We start from the raw sequence: 18,414 nt of genomic DNA on the forward strand, positions 1-18,414 counted from the left end.
TTGTTCGGCTGGATTGATAGGTTGTGCGAATGGTTGGGACGCTCGGAGGACGGCACATCTGAATGTCCGCCCGTCTACGAGCCGGCATATCCCATTCCCGTTCCCGAGCCTCAGCGCGCGATCGCTTCATCCCCGTCATCCCGGGCCGCACAGCAGAGCCCGGGATCCGGAGCCGCCGACATGCCAAGGCCTCGCACTGACAGTGGATCTGGATTGCCCGCCTCCGGCGTGCCCCTTCGGGTCCGGGCTCGCCTGCGGCGACCCGGAATGACGAAGTAGCTTTGTAACGCGAAGGTCCCGCAAGCCTCGGAGATGAACGCCCTCGTGCGTCTGGCCGGGGGTGGGACGCCGCGTCAGGCGGCGCGGAAGCGTTCCGCCAGCCGGGGCGCCTCCCGCCGGATCATGTCGAGGAAGTTGTTGAGGACCGGGTTCTTCCGGGCGTGATGCAGGGCGTAGACGTCCGCCGAGAGGAAGGGCGGGTCGATCGGGAGGACGGTGACGTCCGGGTGCCCCACGCGGCCCACGAATTCCGGGATGATGGCGAGACCGAAGCCAGCCGCGACCAAGCTCACCAGCGACGAGGCTTCCCGGACCTGCTGGGCGATGTCGGGCGTAAAGCCCCTGAGCACGCAGGCCTGATAGATCTCGTCGGCGAAGCGGGAGCTTTCGAGGCGCAGCGAGACCAGCCGCTCGGTCCGGAAGATGTCGATCGGGACGCTCCGGCCGGTTGCGAGTTCGTGTCCCGCGGGCAGCGCCACGCACAGCCGCTCTTCCCACGCCCGATGCGCGACGAGGTCGGGATCCTCCGGGGGGCTGCGGAGGAAGCTCAGGTCCGTGCGATGCGCCTTGAGGGCGGCGATCTGATCGGCCGGCGCCATCTCGTGGATGCGCACGTCTACCCCCTCGAACCGCTGTTCGAAGGAGCGGATCAGGAAACCGAGCGGGCCGACCAGCACGGAACTGGTCATGCCGATGTTCAGGATGCCGGTCGTCCCCGTGCCGATGGTGCGCGCCCGATCGACCGAGTCGGCGGCCTGGGCGAGGATCGCCCGGGCGTTGCGCAGGAAGTCCTCCCCGGCCGCGGTCAGGGCCACGCGCCGGCTCGATCGCTCGAACAGGTTCACGCCGATCTCGATCTCGAGGTCGCGGATCTGCTGGCTGAGCGGCGGCTGCGATACGCCGAGGCTCGCTGCGGCCGCAGTGAAGCTGAGATGTTCGGCCACCGCTGCGAAGTATCGGAGGTGACGGAGTTCCATGCATCCCAACCATACGGAATTCGAATGAATGGCAACACAAAAGGTATTTGACGTCTAGACCAAGGCCTTCGATGCTCGGCGGATCGGATCCCGGCGGGAAACCATCATGACGCATTCGTCCTACAACCCGGTCTGCGGGGGCCTTCCGCCGCAGACCGCCCTGATGACCGGCCGGGCCGTGTTCACCGAGGCCTACGCGGTCATCCCGAAGGGCGTGATGAGCGACATCGTCACCAGCGTCCTGCCGTTCTGGACCGGCACGCGGACCTGGATGCTGTCCCGGCCGCTCTCGGGCTTCTCGGAGACCTTCGCGCAGGCCCTGATGGAGATCGCCCCCGGCGGCGGCAGCGAGCAGCCCGAGCCGGATCCCGAGGCCGAGGGCGTGCTCTTCGTGGTCGGCGGCCAGCTGCGGCTCGTCCTCGACGGGCGCGCGCACGCCCTGCGGCCCGGCAGCTACGCCTACCTCGCCCCCGGGGCGGCCTGGAGCCTGCGCAACGACGGCGGCGAGCCCGCCCGCGTCCACTGGATCCGCAAGGCCTACGAGCGCGTGCCCGGCCTCGACGGGCCCCCGTCGTTCCTCGCCCACGAAGCCGACGTCACGCCCGCGGCGATGCCCGGTACGGACGGGGCCTGGGCCACCACCCGCTTCGTCGCCGCCGACGACGTGCGCCACGACATGCACGTCAACATCGTGACGCTGCGTCCGGGCGCCTCGATCCCGTTCGAGGAGACCCACGTCATGGAGCACGGGCTGTTCGTGCTGGAGGGCAAGGCGGTCTACCGGCTCAACCGCGACTGGGTCGAGGTCGAGGCCGGCGACTACATGTGGCTGCGCGCCTTCTGCCCCCAGGCCTGCTACGCCGGCGGACCGGGACCCTTCCGCTACCTCCTCTACAAGGACGTCAACCGCCACGCGGCCCTCCGGCCCCGGACGGGCGCGCGATGAGCCCGCGGGCCCTCACGGCGCGTCCTCTGACGGCCGAGTCCTTCGCTCCCTTCGGCACGGTGATCGACAAGGCCGCCACCGAACCGCGCCCGATGAACGCCGGCATGGCCCGGCGCTACCACGATCTCGCGACGGTTCGGGTCACCGGCGATGACGGCAGGGTCGTCGTCGGCCTCGTCGAGGCTGAGCCGTATCCCCTGCCCCTGACGTTCCGGCTCGTCGAGCGCCACCCCCTCGGCAGCCAGGCGTTCATCCCGCTCAGCGCGGCCCCTTTCCTCGTGGTGACATGCCCCGACGAGGGCGGTCGCCCCGGTCGCCCGCAGGCCTTCGTCACGGAGCCCTGGCAGGGCGTGTGCTACGCGCCGGGAACCTGGCACGGGGTGCTCACGCCCTTCGGGCAAGCCCAAGACTTCGTCGTGGTGGACCGCGGCGGCGCCGGGGAGAACCTGCAGGAGCACCTCTTCGACGAGGCCTGGACGGTGATGCTGCCCGAGGCAGGCTAGGCCTTGGCGCGGGATGAAAAGCGGGCGCCTGCTCAGACGCTTCGTTGGAATACCAATACCGGCTACCCGGTAACGCATTCTTGAAGTAGCGTCGCCGCGCGCCTCGGCCGGAGTGACCGGCCGGAGCGATCCATCGCGGACGAGGGGCTCATGCGTTCCGGCAGTTTCACGACACAGTGCGGCAGCGCGACCCGGCGAACGGTTCTCCGCCACGGTCTCGCGGCGGCGGCCCTCGGTTCGCCGCTGATCGGGTCCGGTCCGGCGCGCGCCGAGGCGAGCGAGCTGCGCATCGCGAAGCAGCCGGGCCTGTCCTATCTGCCCGCCGTCATCGCCGAGAAGCTCGGTCTGGTGGAGAAGCACGCCAAGGCCGCAGGGATCGAGAACCTGCGGGTGACGTGGACCCGACTGACCAACGGCGGCGCCAGCAACGACGCTTTGCTGTCGGGCGGCGTCGACATGGTGATCAGCGGCGGCCCCAACATGCTGATCATGTGGGGCAAGACGAGCGGACGGGTGAAGGGCGTGGTGGCAACCGGCGCCCTGCCGATGAAGCTCGTCACCAACAACCCGAACGTGAAGACGCTGGCCGATTTCGGGCCGAACGACCGGATCGCGGTCCCGACGATCCGGGTCGGGACGCAGCCCGTGGTGCTGGGCATCGCCGTCGAGAAGCAGTTCGGGGCCGGTGCCCTCGAGAAGTTCAACGCGATGACCGTCGGGATGGGACATCCCGACGCGATGATCGCGCTTCAGAACAAGAACAACGGCGTCACGGCGCACTTCTCGCAGCCGCCCTACCAGGACCAGGAGCTGGCCATGCCGGACGTCCACGAGGTCCTCGATTCCGTCGCGGTGATGGGTGGCCCCCTGACGAACGGCTGCGTCTACAGCACGACGACGTTCCACGACGCCAATCCGAAGATCATCGCGGCCTTCGTCGGGGCCATCAAGGAAGCCATCGCCCTCATCGAGAAGGACAAGCCGGCGGCGGCGGGCATCTACCTCGAGGTCAACAAGGAGAGCATCTCGGCGGACGCGCTCACCGCGCTCATCGCACGCCCCGGTATGGTCTTCTCCGCAGCCCCGCAGAACCTGCTTCCGGCAGCCCAGTTCTTCTCCCGCGCCGGCTACATCAAGCAGAAGCCGACGAGCTGGAAGGAGTTCTTCTTCGAAGAGGTTCACGATCTGCCCGGGAGCTGATTGCGCCGGGCGCATCCTCCGGTCCCGGTCAGTCCCGATGCGCGGGAACGCGCGACTTCGCTGACGGTCTGATCGGGAACCCATTCGACCATCCAGGATCGAGCCCGCCGCGCTCTGCGGGACGTGGATCCGGATGAAGCCTTGTGTCGTGCGGTGTCACAGCGCAGCGGATACCTCCGAGACGCCGACTGACGCCGCACCTCGAGGTGAGGGCGAGGAGCGGAGGAGCCGAAGCCAACGGGCTTGAACCGTTTCCGGTCAGTCCGGTCTGCGCCGTCCTCGGGAGCGCAGCGGAACAACCCCGTCGGCGCCACGCCGACAAGGGTCGCGCAACCCTCAACCGCTTCGCAACGCGCGAGAGGACGGAGCGGGCTGCACAGACCGAAGCCTTCGACGAAACCGCATGGGGGTGGGCCGACGATCACTCGACCCGGTAGAGCGCCACCTGTCCGATCCCCTCGATACCGAGCTCCCGGGCGCTGGCCCGCGACAGGTCGATCGCGTAGTTGCGCTTCGCCTTGGTCCGCTCGTTGGTGCGGTCGGTGATCTCGACGACCACGGCGCGCCCGTTCCGCTTGTTGACGACCTTCACCTTCGTGCCGAACGGCAAGGTGTGGTGCGCGGCTGTCAGCGCGTTGGGGTTGTACACCGTACCGCTGGCCGTCCGCCCGGAATGCTTGTACCAGCTCGCCCGCCCCGACCCGAGCAGCGCCGTCCGCGGCTGCCGATCCTGACGCTCGCTGTCTGAGCCCTGCGGCGCGTCACGCTCGGCGATCGTGGCTGTCGTGCCCGGCTCCTCTGCCTGATGCTCTGCACTCTCGGCGAGCACGCGGGACAGGCTCTCCTGCGCCGACACCGCGTCGAGCCCGTGGCCGAAGCGACCCATGGCACCCGCCCATCCGCGGGAGGCCGTCGGTTGGGCCGGCAGGTCGGGCAAGGCGATCGGCCCGTGGTCTCCGGTCTCGGCTTCGCCATCGATCTCGGGGAGCGCCGGCAGGCGTGACGTGAACTGCCGATAGGAGAAGACCGGCGCTTCCCGTCTGAGCGGGCTCGTCGGCGATCCGGCCCCCTGGCCGCGATCGAAGGACGCGTCACCGGCCAGGGCCGGGCATCCGCCGAGCGAAACGATCGAGGCTAACAACCAGCCGCCGGCACGCCCGAACCTGTTTTGGCCGCTCAGGCGCGTCATAGCTCTCACCCGTCGTCTGTCGTTTCCACAGCGACGTAAATCATATTCCGTTAATATGTTCCGGAAGATTGATTAAAGCGAAATACTGACCTGTGGAATAGGGAGCCGTTCCAATGGTCAAGCTTGCCCGAGCTTGATCGCCGAGACTCGCGCGCGTCGGCGGCCCCGCGGTCCGGCGTCCCGACGACCTTTATGCGGCCCTTATACGGGCACCCCTGGCCCCGTCTCGAACCCTAACGCGGTTCGGGGCCACTGTCCCGGCTGGCCAGGACCGGCCGCGGAGCCTCCGCGGCCGGTCGCCGAACCGGACACGACCACCATGCTCGACCTCGTCTTCCTCGCCGGGGGGCTCGCCTTCTTCGCCGCCGCGGCCGGATACGCCGCCGCCTGCGACCGGCTCTGAGGGGCTGTCATGACCCTCGACCTCGCCCTCGGCGCCTGCGTGACCGCCGGCCTCCTCGTCTACCTCACCTATGCCCTCGTCCGCCCCGAGCGGTTCTGAGCGGCCCGCAGGATCTCCCCCATGACCCTCAACGGCTGGATCCAGATCGCGCTCTACTGCGCGGTCGTTCTGGCGCTCGTGAAGCCCCTCGGGTCGTACATGACCCGCGTCTTCACCGGAGAGCGCACCCTCCTCTCGCCCGTCCTCGGCCCCGTCGAGCGCGGGCTCTACCGCGTGTCGGGCATCGATGCCCGCCAGGAGCAGCACTGGCTCGCCTACACGGGCGCGGTCATCCTGTTCCACGTGCTGGGCTTCGCGGTGCTCTACGCGCTCCTGCGCCTGCAGGCGGTGCTGCCGCTCAACCCGGCCGACCAGACCGCTGTGGCGCCGGACCTCGCGTTCAACACCTCGACCAGCTTCATCACCAACACCAACTGGCAGTCGTACGGCGGCGAGACCACGCTGTCATACCTGTCCCAGATGCTGGGGCTGACGCACCAGAACTTCCTGTCGGCGGCCACCGGCATCGCGGTGGCGGTGGCGCTGATCCGCGGGTTCGCCCGCGCCTCCACCGGCACGATCGGTTCGTTCTGGGTCGATGTGACCCGGGCGACCCTCTACGTGCTGCTGCCGATCTGCATCCCCTACACGCTGTTCCTGGTCTGGCAGGGCATGCCGCAGACGCTGGGCGCCTCCGCGGATGCCACCACGCTGGAGGGCGCCAAGCAGACCATCGCGCTGGGGCCCGTGGCCAGCCAGGTCGCGATCAAGATGCTCGGCACCAACGGCGGCGGCTTCTTCAACGCCAATGCCGCGCACCCGTTCGAGAATCCCACCGCCCTGTCGAACTTCGTCCAGATGGTCTCGATCTTCGTGATCGGCGCCGCGCTGACCAACGTCTTCGGCCGCATGGTCGGCGACGAGCGCCAGGGCTGGGCGATCCTCGGCGCCATGGGCGTCCTGTTCCTGGCGGGCGTCGCCGTCACCTACTGGGCCGAGGCCAACGGCAGCGCCGTCCTGAACGGCCTCGGGCTGACTGGCGGCAACATGGAGGGCAAGGAGACCCGCTTCGGCATCGCGGCCTCGGCGCTGTTCGCGGTGATCACCACCGCGGCCTCCTGCGGTGCCGTCAACGCCATGCACGACTCGTTCACGGCTTTGGGCGGGCTGATCCCGCTCCTCAACATGCAGCTCGGCGAGATCGTCATCGGCGGCGTCGGCGCCGGCCTCTACGGGATGCTGATCTTCGTGATCGTCGCGATCTTCGTGGCGGGACTAATGGTCGGCCGCACCCCCGAATACCTCGGCAAGAAGATCGAGGCGAAGGAGGTGAAGATGGCCATGCTGGGCATCCTCTGCCTGCCCCTGATGATGCTGGGCTTCACGGCGCTGGCCACGGTGCTGCCCGCCGGGCTCGCAGGCCCCGCCAATGCCGGCCCGCACGGCTTCACCGAGATCCTGTACGCCTACACGTCGGCGGCGGCCAACAACGGCTCGGCCTTCGGCGGGCTCACGGCGAACACGCTGTTCTACAACAGCACGCTGGCCATCGGCATGCTGGTCGGGCGGTTCTTCGTGAAGATCCCGGTCCTGGCCATCGCGGGGTCGCTAGCGGCCAAGAAGACCGTCCCGGCCTCGGCGGGCACGCTCCCGACCCATGGCGGCCTGTTCGTCGGGCTGCTGGTCGGCGTGATCCTGATCATCGGCGGCCTGACCTTCTTCCCGTCCCTGGCGCTCGGCCCCGTGGTCGAGCACCTCGCGGGTGCGGCCGGCCAGACTTTCGCGGCCGGGGGCTGAGATGCCGCGCGCCCTCCCCTCCCGACGCCTGCCGCGCCACCACCTCGTGCTGCACCGGCAACCGTCCCGGCGGAACCGTACGCAGCCGGTGCGGACCTCCGACCTCGTGCTGGCCCTCGTCGGCGTCGTGATGCTCGCGGGCTTCGCCCTGCTGGCGGCCTACGCGCTGACCGTCGGCGCTGCAGGCTGAGCTTCTCCGCCGTCATCGCTTACGCGGCGAAGCGACCCAGCGAGGCCCGGCGTCTCCGAACGCAGCGCTGCCCTGGATTGCTTCGCTCCGCTCGCAAAGACGGCGGGCCCTCCTTCAATCTCCCGTCCGGACATCGCCCATGTCTCGTCAGACCTCTTCCCTCTTCAGCGCCGCCCTGATCGGGCCGGCCCTCGTCGGCTCCGTCAGAAAACTCGACCCCCGCGCCATGATCCGCAACCCGGTGATGTTCGTGGTCGAGGTGGTGGCCGCCCTCACCACCGTGCTGTTCGCCCGGGACCTCGTCACGGGAGGCAGCGATCTCGCCTTCTCCGGCCAGATCATCCTGTGGCTGTGGTTCACGCTGATCTTCGCCAACTTCGCCGAGGCGCTCGCGGAGGGGCGCGGCAAGGCCCAGGCCGACAGCCTGCGCCGCACCCGCACCGAGATGACCGCCAAGCGCCTCACCGGCCAGGGCCGCGCCTACGAGACCGTGCCGGGCACGAGCCTCAAGGTCGGCGACGTCGTCCTCGTGGAGGCCGGCGACCTGATCCCCTCGGACGGCGAGGTGATCGAGGGGGTCGCGTCGGTCAACGAGGCGGCCATCACCGGCGAATCGGCCCCGGTGATCCGCGAATCCGGCGGCGACCGCTCCGCGGTGACCGGCGGCACGCAGGTGCTCTCGGATGAGATCAAGGTCCGCATCATCGCGGCCGCCGGCTCGACCTTCGTCGACCGCATGATCGCCCTGGTCGAGGGCGCCTCCCGGCAGAAGACGCCGAACGAGATCGCCCTCAACATCCTGCTCGCCGGATTGACCCTCGTGTTCGTCTTCGCGGTGGCGTCGATCCCGAGCTTCGCCAGCTACGCGGGCGGTTCGATCCCCGTGATCGTGCTGGTCGCGCTGTTCGTGACGCTGATCCCGACGACCATCGGCGCCCTGCTCTCGGCCATCGGCATCGCCGGCATGGACCGGCTGGTGCGGTTCAACGTGCTCGCCATGTCGGGCCGGGCCGTCGAGGCGGCGGGCGACGTCGACACGCTGCTCCTCGACAAGACCGGCACGATCACCCTCGGCAATCGGCAGGCCACCGAGTTCCGCCCGGTCCCGGGCGTGACCGAGCAGGAGCTCGCCGACGCCGCGCAGCTCGCTTCCCTGGCGGACGAGACGCCGGAGGGCCGCTCGATCGTGGTGCTCGCCAAGGAGAAGTACGGTTTGCGCGCCCGCGACATGGCCGGGCGCAACGCCACGTTCGTGCCGTTCACAGCCCAGTCCCGCATGTCCGGCGTCGATCTGGACGGGTCGTCCATCCGCAAGGGCGCGGTGGATTCGGTCATCGCCTCCGTATCGGCGCAGCCCATGGCGACCCGAAGCTCCAGCGCCGCCCTGGCCTTCCGTCCGGAGGCCGAATCCGGCGCGGCGAGCGAGATCCGCTCCATCGCCGAGGCGATCGCCAAGGCCGGCGGCACGCCGCTGGCCGTGGCCCGGGACGGGCAGCTGCTCGGCGTCGTCTATCTCAAGGACATCGTGAAGGGCGGCATCCGCGAGCGCTTCTCGGAGCTGCGCCAGATGGGCATCCGCACCGTGATGATCACGGGCGACAACCCGATGACCGCCGCCGCCATCGCGGCCGAGGCGGGGGTGGACGATTTCCTCGCCCAGGCCACCCCGGAGGACAAGCTCGCGCTGATCCGCAAGGAGCAGGCGCAGGGCAAGCTGGTCGCCATGTGCGGCGACGGCACCAACGACGCCCCGGCGCTGGCGCAGGCCGATGTCGGCGTCGCCATGAACACCGGCACGGTGGCGGCCCGCGAGGCCGGCAACATGGTCGATCTCGACAGCGACCCGACCAAGCTCATCGAGATCGTCGGTATCGGCAAGCAGCTGCTGATGACCCGCGGCGCGCTGACGACCTTCTCGATCGCCAACGACGTGGCCAAGTACTTCGCCATCATCCCGGCGATGTTCCTGGGGCTCTACCCGCAGCTCCAGGCCCTCAACGTCATGCATCTCGCCTCGCCGCAGAGCGCGATCCTGTCGGCGATCATCTTCAACGCGCTGATCATCGTGGCGCTGATCCCGCTGGCGCTCCGCGGCGTCACCTACCGCGCCGTCGGCGCGGCCGCGCTGCTGCGCCGGAACCTGCTGATCTACGGCCTCGGCGGCGTCCTCGTGCCCTTCCTCGGCATCAAGGCGATCGACCTCGCCGTCAGCGCCCTCCACCTCGCCTGAACCGGCCGCCCGGAGACCTCCCATGCTCAGACAGCTTCGCCCCGCCCTGGTCCTTCTCACCGCGCTCACGGTGATCACCGGCCTCGCCTATCCCCTCGCCATGACGGGTCTCGCCGGCGTGATCTTCCCCGCCAAGGCTTCCGGCAGCCTGATCGAGCGCGACGGCCATATCGTCGGCTCCAGCCTCATCGGGCAGAACTTCGTCGGCGCCGGCTACTTCCACGGACGGCCCTCTGCGACCACCGCGGCCGACCCCGCGGACGCCTCCAAGACCGTGCCGGCACCCTACAACGCGGCGAATTCCTCGGGCTCGAACCTCGGGCCCACGAGCGCGGCGCTGGCCGAACGGGTCAAGGGCGACCTCGACGCCCTGAAGGCCGAGAACGCCGGGGCGCCGGTGCCGGTCGATCTCGTCACCACCAGCGGCTCCGGCCTCGACCCGGACATCTCGCCGGAGGCCGCCGACTTCCAGGTGCCCCGGGTGGCCAAGGCCCGCGGGATTCCGGAAGAGACGCTGCGCGCGCTCGTGACCTCCCGCACCGAGGGGCGGACGCTGGGCCTCCTCGGGGAGCCGCGCGTCAATGTCCTGGCGCTGAACCTCGCACTGGACGATCTTGCACGCCGCTGAGGGTGCCGGACCCTGACCGCAGGAGACGATCGAGAAGCGGCAGCCGGAACAAGGAACAGGCTGCAGCAGGAGCCGCCCCGTCTTTGCGAGCGGAGCGAAGCAATCCAGCGGTGCCACGTTCGTCGAGGTCGCGCTGCCCTGGGTTGCTTCGCTCCGCTCGCAAAGTCGCGCGGGGCCGAGACTTCCGCAGCGTTTTGCTAAGATGCCGATCATGCCTGAATCCGGCCGCGACCCGAACCGCCCCTCCCCCGACGCGCTCCTCGAAGCGGCGCGCCGCGAGGAGCGGACGCGCGGCCGGCTCAAGGTCTTCCTCGGCGCGGCGCCGGGGGTCGGCAAGACCTACGAGATGTTGACCATCGGGCGCGCCCGGCTGAACGCCGGAACCGACGTGGTGGTCGGGGTCGTCGAGACGCACGGGCGGGCCGAGACCGAAGCCCTGCTCGACGGCTTCGAGACGATCCCCCGCCGCGCGGTGCCGTATCACGGCACCGTCCTGCAGGAGATGGACCTCGACGCGCTGCTCGCCCGCCGCCCGGCCCTGGCGCTGGTCGACGAGCTCGCCCACACCAACGCGCCCGGCTCCCGCCATCCGAAACGCTACCAGGACGTCGAGGAGCTGCTTGATGCCGGCATTGACGTCCTGACGACCCTCAACATCCAGCACGTCGAGAGCCTGAACGACGTGGTCGCCGCGATCACCCGCATCCGGGTGCGCGAGACGGTGCCGGACGGTGTCCTCGACCGGGCCGACGACATTGAGGTCGTGGACCTCAACCCCGACGACCTGATCCAGCGGCTCAAGGACGGGAAGGTCTACGTCCCGACCAACGCCGAGCGCGCCCTGAAGCACTACTTCTCGCGCGGCAACCTGACGGCGCTCCGCGAGCTGGCGCTCCGCCGCACGGCCGATCGGGTCGACGACGAGCTGCTCGGCCATATGCGGGCCAACGCGATCCCCGGCCCCTGGGCTGCGGGTGAGCGCGTGCTCGTCTGCGTGAACGAGGACCCGCGCACGGCTGGCCTCGTCCGCTACACCAAGCGGCTTGCCGACCGCCTGCACGCCCCCTGGACGGCCCTCTCCATCGAAGGCGCCCGGGCGGCGTCCCTGAGCGAGGCGGAGCGCGACCGGATCGCCGAGGCGCTGCGGCTGGCCGACCGGCTGGGCGGCGACGCCGTCACCCTGCCGGGCGGCCGCCGGATCGCCGATGACGCGCTGGCCTATGCCCGCTCGGCCAACGTCAACCACATCGTGGTGGGCAAGGCGAGCCGCTCCTGGCTGTTCGAGCTGCTCCACGGCTCGGTGGTCCACGACCTGCTGCGCGACAGCGGAAACATCAGCGTGCACGTGGTCCCGGGCGAGGCGGCGCCTGCGGAAAAGCAGCCGCGCCGCGTGATCACGATGGCGGCGCCACGCTCCGGGTTCCACCCGCGCCCCTATCTCGGCGCCCTGGCGGCGATCGCGGCCGGGCTCGGGAGCGCCATCCTGGCGCAGCCCTACGCCGGCGTGGAGAATGCCGACCTGTTCCTCCTGACCGCCGTCGTGGCGGTGGCGGTGCGCTGGGGGCTGGGACCGGCCCTGGTCTCGGTGGTGGCGGCCTCGCTCGCCTACAACTTCTTCTTCCTGCCGCCGGTCTACACCTTCACGATCGCCGACCCGACCAACGTCGCCGCCTTCCTGCTGTTCACGCTGGTGGCCGTGCTGGTCTCGAACCTCGCCTCCCGGGCCCGGCGGGTCGCTGTGGTCAGCCAGGGCCGCGCCCGCGCCACGGAGCGTCTGTTCGGCTTCTCCCGCAAGCTCGCCGCCTGCGGGACCCTCGACGACGTGCTCTGGGCCACGAGCGCGCAGGTGGCCGCGATGCTGAAGGTCCGCGTGGTGCTCCTGCTCCCCGAGGCCGGGATCGTCACGGTCATGGCCGGCTATCCCCCGGAGGACAGGCTCGACGAGGCCGACGTGGCGGCGGCCCAGTGGGCGTTCGACAACGACCGGCCGGCCGGTCGCGGCGCCGACACGCTGCCGGGCGCCAAGCGCCTGTTCCTGCCGATGCGCACGGGACGCGGCACGATCGGCGTGATCGGCCTCGACGCGGACGGGACGGGCCCGATCCTGACTCCGGAGGGGCGGCGCCTACTCGACGCCCTGGCCGACATGGGGGCGCTGGCGATCGAGCGGGTGCGGCTCGTCGAGGATCTCGACAGGGCCGAGCGCGCCGCCGAGACCGACCGGCTGCGCCAAGCGCTGCTCACCTCCATCAGCCACGATCTCCGGACGCCGCTGGCCTCGGTCCTGGGCGCGGCGAGCACGCTGCGCGACCTCGAAGCGGCCCTGGCGCCCGACGCGAAGGCGGAGCTTCTGGGCACCATCATCGGGGAGGCGGAGCGGCTCAACCGGTTCATCGCCAACCTCCTCGACATGACCCGCCTGGAGGCGGGCGCGGTCGCGCCGAACCTGTCGCCGCAGGACGTCGCCGAGACGGTCGATACGGCCCTGCGCCGGACCCAGAAGGTCCTCGCCGCGCACCGGGTTGCGGTCGAGGTCGCGCCGGACCTGCCGCCGCTCGCCCTCGATCCGGTCCTGTTCGAGCAGGTGCTGGTCAATCTCCTCGACAACGCGGCCAAATATGCGCCCGAAGGCTCGACCGTGACCGTACGGGCGGAGCGCGACGGCGCGCAGGTCCGCATCCGGGTGCTCGATGAGGGCGGCGGCCTGGCCGAGGCCGATCTCGAACGGATCTTCGACAAATTCTACCGCGCCCAGAAGGGCGACCGGGTGCGGGCGGGCACGGGCCTCGGCCTCGCCATCTCCCGCGGGTTCGTCGAGGCGATGGGCGGCACCATCACCGCCCGCAACCGCCGGGACCGCGGCGGGGCCCTGCTTCACCATCGCCCTGCCGGTCCCGGGCCGGAGCGCCGCCAGGGACATCGCCGCCTGATGCCGGTTCGTGCGGGCTGCCGGCGGTCGCCCCGTCAGTGGGCGCCCCCGGTCTCCACGAGCTTGTACAGGAACACGACTGCGATCACCCAGACCACCGGCTTCACCTCCCGGGCGCGGCCCGTCAGCAGCTTCAGCACCGCGTAGATGATGAAGCCCAGGGAGACGCCGGTGGCGATGGAGTAGGTGAACGGCATGAGCAGCGCGGTGACGCATGCCGGGATCGCCTCGGTGAGGTCGTCCCAGTCGAGGGCCACCAGTTCGCGGAGCATCAGGCAGGCGACGTAGAACAGGGCCGGCGCCGTGGCGTAGGCCGGGACTGCGGCGGCCAGCGGCGCGAAGAACAGGCAGGCCACGAACAGCGCCGCCACGGTGGCGGCGGTGAGGCCGGTGCGGCCGCCCTGCTCCACGCCGGAAGCACTCTCGAGATAGGCGGTGGTGCTCGACGTGCCGAGCAGCGAGCCCGCGAAGACCGCCGCGGAATCGGCCATCAGCGCCCGGTTGAGCCGGGGCAGCCGGTCGTCGGTGAGGAGCCCGGCGCGGCTCGCCACCCCCATCAGCGTGCCGGTCGCGTCGAACAGCTCGACCAGGAACAGCACCAGGATCACGTTCATCAGGCCGGCCGACAGAGCGCCCGAAACGTCGAGGGCGAGGAACGTCGGCGCCAGCGACGGCGGCAGGGCGACGACACCCTGGAAGGTGTTGCCCGCGAAGACGAAGCTCAGCGCGGTGACCGTCAGGATGCTGGTGAGCAGCGCGGCCCGGACCTTTCGGGCCGACAGGACCGCGACGATGAGGAAGCCGATCACCGCCAGCACGGTCTCCGGCTTGTGCAGGTCGCCCAGCGTGACGAAGGTGGCCGGGCTCGCCGCGACGACGCCGGCATTCTTCAGCGCGATGATCGCCAGGAACAGGCCGATGCCCACCGTGATGGCGATCCGCATCGAGCGCGGGATGCCGTCGACGATCAGCGCGCGCAGACCGGTCAGGGTGACGGCGAGGAAGCACAGGCCGGAGATGAACACCGCTCCCAGGGCGGCCTGCCACGTGAACCCCAGCCCCTGGACGATCACGTAGGTGAAGTAGGCGTTGAGCCCCATCCCGGGCGCCAGGGCGATCGGGTAGTTGGCGTAGAGCCCCATGATCAGCGAGCCGAGCGCCGCCACGAGGCAGGTCGCCACGAACACCGCGCCGCGGGGCATGCCCGCCTCCGCGAGGATGCTCGGGTTGACGAACACGATGTAGGCCATCGTCAGGAAGGTCGTCAGCCCGGCGAGGACCTCGGTGCGCACGCTCGTGCCGTGCTCGGCGAGCCGGAAGGTGCGCTCCAGCAGGCCGGCCCGGCGCGACGGCGGGGTCGCAGGGTCGCGCGTTCCGTCCGTCACGGGACCGCGCCCTGCCCGGCGGCGACGGCTTTGTAGATCCGGTCCGGGGCGAAGGGCGTGGCGGTGAGCCGGGCGCCGGTGGCGTCGCGGATCGCGTTGCCGAGGGCGGCGGCGACGGGGTTGAAGGGCGATTCGCTCATGGATTTCGCGCCGAGCGGCCCGACGCTGTCGTAGGTGTTCGCGAAGAAGACATCCGTGTCCGGCACGTCGACGCAGGCCGGGATGTGGTAGTCGCGGAAGGCCTGCGTGAGCACCTGCCCGTCCGGACCGATGCGGAGATCCTCGTAGAGCGCGGCGCCGATCGCCTGCGCCACTCCGCCCTCGACCTGGCCGCGGCACTGCATCGGGTTGATCACCCGCCCGGCATCGGCGGCGTGGATGCTCTTGAGGATGCGGACGACGCCGCTCACCGGATGGACCGCCACCCGGAACGCCTGGACATTGAAGGCCACCGAGCGCGGAGAGCCGTCGGACCGGCCGGAGGCGTCCAGGGGGGCGAGGGCGGCGAGCGGAACCGGGCCGTTCGGCGTCTCGACGGCGGATGCGACAACGCGGCAGGCGTCGGGCGTCGTGCCCGCCATCTCCGATGCCCGCGCCCGCAATCGGTCCGCCAGCGCCTCGGCCGCGCGCAGCGTCGCGAGGCCCGCGACGACGATGCCGGTGCTGCCGTAGGCGCCCGTATCGTGGCCGACCGCGTCGGTATCCGCACCGGCGATCCGCACGCGTTCGGGGGCGATCTTGAGTACGGAGGCCGCGATCTGGCGGTGCACCGTGCTGGTGCCGTTGCCGAACTCGGCGGTGCCCACGTGGAGGGTGAAGCCTCCGTCCGCATCGAGGCTCGCCCGCGCCTCCGCGTGGTGGCCGCGCGGCGGGATCGTGTCGATCATCGCCATGGCCATGCCGGTGCCGGCGCGCCAGCCGGGCTCGGGGTCCGGGCCAGGGTCGGCCCGGAGCCTCTCCTCCACCAGGGTCAGGCACTGGTCGAGCCCGTAGCTTCCGAACGTCACGTCGTGCGGGGCCAGGCTGTGCGCGACCAGCGGGTCGCCCGGCTTGACGGCGTTGATCCGGCGCAGGGCGAAGGGATCGAGCCCGAGCCCGCGCGCGACCTCGTCGAGGGCCGATTCCAGCGCGAAGATCGTCTGGCTCAGGCCGTAACCCCGGAAGGCACCGGCCGGGAGTGTGTTGGTGTAGACCGCGCGGCCCGAGACCCGCTTGTTGGGGCAGACATAGGCGGCGAGCACCTCGTTGCAGCCGTGATGGAGCACGCCGCCGGCGTGGTTGCCGTAGGCGCCCGTATCGGACAGGACGTCCAGGCTGAGTGCCGTCAACGTCCCGTCACGGCGGGCGCCGACCTTCACGCCGACTTGCATCGGGTGGCGCGTCGGCGTCGCGGTGAACTGCTCCTGCCGGGTCAATTCCCAGCGCACCGGGCGGCCGGTTCGAAGCACCGCCAGGGCCACGAGATCCTCGGTGAGCATCTCCTGCTTGCCGCCGAAGCCCCCGCCGATCCGGCCGCAGACGACCCGCACCGCATCGCGCTCCAGACCGAACAGGTCGCACAGGGCATCCCGGGTCAGGAACGGGACCTGGCTGCTCGTGCGCAGGGTCAGGCGCCCGTCGGGATCGCGCCAGCCGACGCAGCCATGCGTTTCGAGGGCCGCGTGCTGGACGCGCTGCGACGCGAAGGTCTGCGCGTACACGAAGTCGGCCTCGGCGAAGCCGGCTTCCACGTCGCCGACCTCGCCCTGCACTTCGGCGGCGAGGTTCGGATGGGTCGCGCCAGGTGGCACCTCCTCTCCCGGGCGGTCGAGGGGATCGTGCACGCGGGGCGCGTCGGGCAGGAGCGCTCGTGCGGGATCGAGGAGAGCCGGACGAAGCTCGTAGGTCACGCGCAGGGCCCGGCAGCCCGCCTCCGCGGCCGCTTCGGTCTCCGCCACGACCGCGGCGACCCGCTGCCCAGCGAAGCGCAGGACCGGATCCAGGACTCGGGTGTCGGCCGCGTCGTCGCGGGGATCCTGATGGCGGGCGGTGGAGAACCGGCGCTCCGGCGCGTCCGCGTGGGTGAGCACCGCGACGACTCCGGGGATCGCCCGGGCCGCCGCCGTGTCGATCGCCGCGACCCGGGCATGGGCGTGGGGCGAGCGCAGAACCTTGAGATGCAAGGCCTCCCCGAAGGCGGCATCGAAAGTGAACCGGGCTCGCCCGGACACCACCGCGGGGGCTGCCGGTGCCGGCAGGTTCTGCCCCACCGGGTCGCCCGAGCCGCGCCACCGATCCGGTGCCGCGATGCTGGCGATCGCGTCCCGGACGGCGCGATAGCCGGTGCAGCGGCAGAGGTTGCCCTTCAGGGCGGTGCCGAGATCCCGCCTCTGGCCCTGATCGAGCGCGGCGGCCGTCATGAGCATGCCGGCCGTGCAGAAGCCGCACTGGAAGCCCTGCGCAGCCAGGAAGGCTGCCTGCACCGGGTGGAGTGACGAAGGCTCGGCATCTCCAGCGTGACACGGGCCGGCGAGGCCCTCGACGGTGGTCACGCCCCGTCCCTCGGCGCGGAAGGCCGGGATCAGGCAGCTGTGCACCGGTTCGCCGTCGAGGTGGACCGTGCAGGCGCCGCAATCGCCCGCGTCGCAGCCCTTCTTCACGCCGAACCAGCCGGCTTCGCGCAGGTACGTCCGCAGGCACTGCCCGGCGCGGGGCGCCCCGTCGTGGTTATGGCCGTTGATCGTGAGCCTCATGAGCCTGCACCCTCGGACGGCGCATCCTGCAACGCGTCGCGGATCTCCCCGGCGAGGTGTCGGGTCACGTGGCGACGCCAATCGGGCTGACCATGAACATCATCGTAGTAAAGGCCGTCCGGGATGGTGTCGTCGATGGCTTCCACGAGCGCCGCGCGCTCCGGCAGTCCCGCGAAGGCGAGCTTCAGCGGGCGCCGCACCGAGGCCGTCACGGTGAGCGAGAAGGCGCCGTCCGCGTCCCGGGTCCCGATCAAAAGCGCGCCCGAGCGACCGTTCGGGCTGAGGCTGATCCGCCGGAACGCGGTCCGGCGCGCGAGGGCTGCCGCCGGGATCGACACGCTCCGCAGGATCTCTCCGGGCTGCAGCGCCGTGCGCCGCGGCCCGAGGACGAACGCCGTGGTGGCCAAGCCCCGCTCGCCGCCATCCGGGGACCAGACCGTGCAGGTCGCGTCCAGGGCTGTGGCGAGGGCGATCAGCGGCCCGGCCGGAAGGGCGAGGCAGAGATTGCCGCCCACGGTCGCGGTGTTCCAGATCTTGAAGGATCCGAGCAAACCCCGGCAGCACTGTCCCACCAATGGCGCGGCGATCCAGGCCGGCGGGAGTTCCAGCCGGTCGAGCTGTGCGATCGTGCAGGTCGCCGCGAGGGTCAGGCCGTCCGCGTCGATCGTGTGCGGGGGCCAGCCGAGGCTCGCGAGATCCAAGAGGCGCCGCGTCGCCGGCTGGGGCTCGGAAAAGAGCCATGTCCCGCCCGCGAGGCAGGCATCCCCCTCCTGCCAAGGCGGCAACTCGCCCCGGCTGCGCGGACGGATGACGGTCTCGACGGTGTTGAGATCCATGGCCTCCCTCACCGGCCCGGAATCGGCCCGTCTCGGCCGCGCACTATGCTTGACGGCGGGTGGCTGCGGTCAAGCCTCCACCCGTCCTGACCGGCTTGTCCCGACAGGGCTGTCCCGAGCGGCCTTGGAACCGCGGCCGCTCACGACCTAA

Annotated in this window: 13 protein-coding genes and 1 pseudogene; 9 read left to right on the plus strand and 5 right to left on the minus strand. The window is 70.7% G+C overall.

Annotation, left to right across the window (positions count from 1 at the left end):
* Positions 1-353: 353 nt before the first annotated feature.
* A complete protein-coding gene (locus MMSR116_RS06860; RefSeq protein ID WP_039892858.1) occupies positions 354-1,256 on the minus strand; it encodes a LysR family transcriptional regulator in 903 nt (300 codons plus the stop codon).
* Between the two features lie 106 nt (positions 1,257-1,362).
* On the opposite strand from MMSR116_RS06860, the gene MMSR116_RS06865 reads away from it, so the two are divergent.
* The 3 genes from MMSR116_RS06865 (at position 1,363) to MMSR116_RS06875 (ending at position 3,905) form a co-directional block, all read left to right on the plus strand.
* Complete coding sequence (locus tag MMSR116_RS06865; protein ID WP_158168544.1) at positions 1,363-2,202, plus strand: bifunctional allantoicase/(S)-ureidoglycine aminohydrolase; 840 nt, start codon at positions 1,363-1,365, stop codon at positions 2,200-2,202.
* Positions 2,199-2,705: an ureidoglycolate lyase gene (locus tag MMSR116_RS06870; protein ID WP_010683431.1), complete on the plus strand. Its 507-nt coding sequence runs from the start codon at positions 2,199-2,201 to the stop codon at positions 2,703-2,705. Before MMSR116_RS06865 ends, MMSR116_RS06870 begins: the two co-directional genes overlap by 4 nt.
* Positions 2,706-2,855: 150 nt before the next feature.
* Positions 2,856-3,905, plus strand: a complete 1,050-nt coding sequence (locus MMSR116_RS06875) for an ABC transporter substrate-binding protein (protein WP_010683432.1) — start codon at positions 2,856-2,858, stop codon at positions 3,903-3,905.
* Between the two features lie 421 nt (positions 3,906-4,326).
* Here MMSR116_RS06875 and MMSR116_RS31760 read toward each other — a convergent pair whose 3' ends face one another.
* A complete protein-coding gene (locus tag MMSR116_RS31760) occupies positions 4,327-5,094 on the minus strand; it encodes a septal ring lytic transglycosylase RlpA family protein (protein WP_010683433.1) in 768 nt (255 codons plus the stop codon).
* A 412-nt stretch (positions 5,095-5,506) separates the two neighbouring features.
* Here MMSR116_RS31760 and MMSR116_RS06885 point away from each other — a divergent pair, with 412 nt between their 5' ends.
* The 6 genes and pseudogenes from MMSR116_RS06885 to MMSR116_RS06910 all read left to right on the plus strand — a co-directional run bounded on the left by MMSR116_RS06885 (position 5,507) and on the right by MMSR116_RS06910 (position 13,311).
* Positions 5,507-5,596, plus strand: a complete 90-nt coding sequence (locus MMSR116_RS06885) for a K(+)-transporting ATPase subunit F (RefSeq protein ID WP_020091582.1) — start codon at positions 5,507-5,509, stop codon at positions 5,594-5,596.
* Positions 5,597-5,617: 21 nt separating this feature from the next.
* A complete protein-coding gene (gene kdpA / locus MMSR116_RS06890; protein WP_010683434.1) occupies positions 5,618-7,333 on the plus strand; it encodes a potassium-transporting ATPase subunit KdpA in 1,716 nt (571 codons plus the stop codon).
* 1 nt (position 7,334) lies between these two features.
* Positions 7,335-7,523: a hypothetical protein gene (locus MMSR116_RS06895; protein WP_010683435.1), complete on the plus strand. Its 189-nt coding sequence runs from the start codon at positions 7,335-7,337 to the stop codon at positions 7,521-7,523.
* A 139-nt stretch (positions 7,524-7,662) separates the two neighbouring features.
* The gene (gene kdpB / locus MMSR116_RS06900; protein ID WP_010683436.1) at positions 7,663-9,753 is read left to right on the plus strand and encodes a potassium-transporting ATPase subunit KdpB; all 2,091 of its coding nucleotides are present in this window, start codon (positions 7,663-7,665) and stop codon (positions 9,751-9,753) included.
* A 22-nt stretch (positions 9,754-9,775) separates the two neighbouring features.
* Positions 9,776-10,381, plus strand: coding sequence for a K(+)-transporting ATPase subunit C (locus tag MMSR116_RS06905; RefSeq protein WP_010683437.1), 606 nt, complete (start codon positions 9,776-9,778; stop codon positions 10,379-10,381).
* Positions 10,382-10,592: 211 nt separating this feature from the next.
* Positions 10,593-13,311: pseudogene (locus tag MMSR116_RS06910) on the plus strand (ATP-binding protein).
* A gap of 34 nt (positions 13,312-13,345) precedes the next feature.
* Here the strand turns inward: MMSR116_RS06910 and MMSR116_RS06915 are convergent.
* Genes MMSR116_RS06915 through MMSR116_RS06925 form a run of 3 tightly spaced genes read right to left on the minus strand, consistent with a single transcriptional unit; the run spans position 13,346 to position 18,263 of the window.
* Positions 13,346-14,695, minus strand: coding sequence for an NCS2 family permease (locus MMSR116_RS06915; protein ID WP_010683439.1), 1,350 nt, complete (start codon positions 14,693-14,695; stop codon positions 13,346-13,348).
* Positions 14,692-17,427, minus strand: a complete 2,736-nt coding sequence (locus MMSR116_RS06920) for a molybdopterin-dependent oxidoreductase (protein WP_010683440.1) — start codon at positions 17,425-17,427, stop codon at positions 14,692-14,694. The genes MMSR116_RS06915 and MMSR116_RS06920 overlap by 4 nt, the downstream gene beginning before the upstream one ends.
* The gene (locus MMSR116_RS06925) at positions 17,424-18,263 is read right to left on the minus strand and encodes an FAD binding domain-containing protein (protein ID WP_010683441.1); all 840 of its coding nucleotides are present in this window, start codon (positions 18,261-18,263) and stop codon (positions 17,424-17,426) included. Before MMSR116_RS06925 ends, MMSR116_RS06920 begins: the two co-directional genes overlap by 4 nt.
* Between the last annotated feature and the right edge of the window lie 151 nt (positions 18,264-18,414).

It is taken from the genome of Methylobacterium mesophilicum SR1.6/6 (assembly GCF_000364445.2).
In the GTDB taxonomy this organism is placed as follows: domain Bacteria; phylum Pseudomonadota; class Alphaproteobacteria; order Rhizobiales; family Beijerinckiaceae; genus Methylobacterium; species Methylobacterium mesophilicum_A.

Coding starts and splice junctions, on each gene's coding strand:
- kdpA (WP_010683434.1), top strand. CDS start 5,618: ATGACCCTCAACGGCTGGATCCAGATCGCGCTCTACTGCGCGGTCGTT.
- MMSR116_RS06860 (WP_039892858.1), bottom strand. CDS start 1,256: ATGGAACTCCGTCACCTCCGATACTTCGCAGCGGTGGCCGAACATCTC.
- MMSR116_RS06905 (WP_010683437.1), top strand. CDS start 9,776: ATGCTCAGACAGCTTCGCCCCGCCCTGGTCCTTCTCACCGCGCTCACG.
- MMSR116_RS06875 (WP_010683432.1), top strand. CDS start 2,856: ATGCGTTCCGGCAGTTTCACGACACAGTGCGGCAGCGCGACCCGGCGA.
- MMSR116_RS06885 (WP_020091582.1), top strand. CDS start 5,507: ATGACCCTCGACCTCGCCCTCGGCGCCTGCGTGACCGCCGGCCTCCTC.
- MMSR116_RS06925 (WP_010683441.1), bottom strand. CDS start 18,263: ATGGATCTCAACACCGTCGAGACCGTCATCCGTCCGCGCAGCCGGGGC.
- MMSR116_RS06865 (WP_158168544.1), top strand. CDS start 1,363: ATGACGCATTCGTCCTACAACCCGGTCTGCGGGGGCCTTCCGCCGCAG.
- MMSR116_RS06895 (WP_010683435.1), top strand. CDS start 7,335: ATGCCGCGCGCCCTCCCCTCCCGACGCCTGCCGCGCCACCACCTCGTG.
- MMSR116_RS06920 (WP_010683440.1), bottom strand. CDS start 17,427: ATGAGGCTCACGATCAACGGCCATAACCACGACGGGGCGCCCCGCGCC.
- kdpB (WP_010683436.1), top strand. CDS start 7,663: ATGTCTCGTCAGACCTCTTCCCTCTTCAGCGCCGCCCTGATCGGGCCG.
- MMSR116_RS31760 (WP_010683433.1), bottom strand. CDS start 5,094: ATGACGCGCCTGAGCGGCCAAAACAGGTTCGGGCGTGCCGGCGGCTGG.
- MMSR116_RS06870 (WP_010683431.1), top strand. CDS start 2,199: ATGAGCCCGCGGGCCCTCACGGCGCGTCCTCTGACGGCCGAGTCCTTC.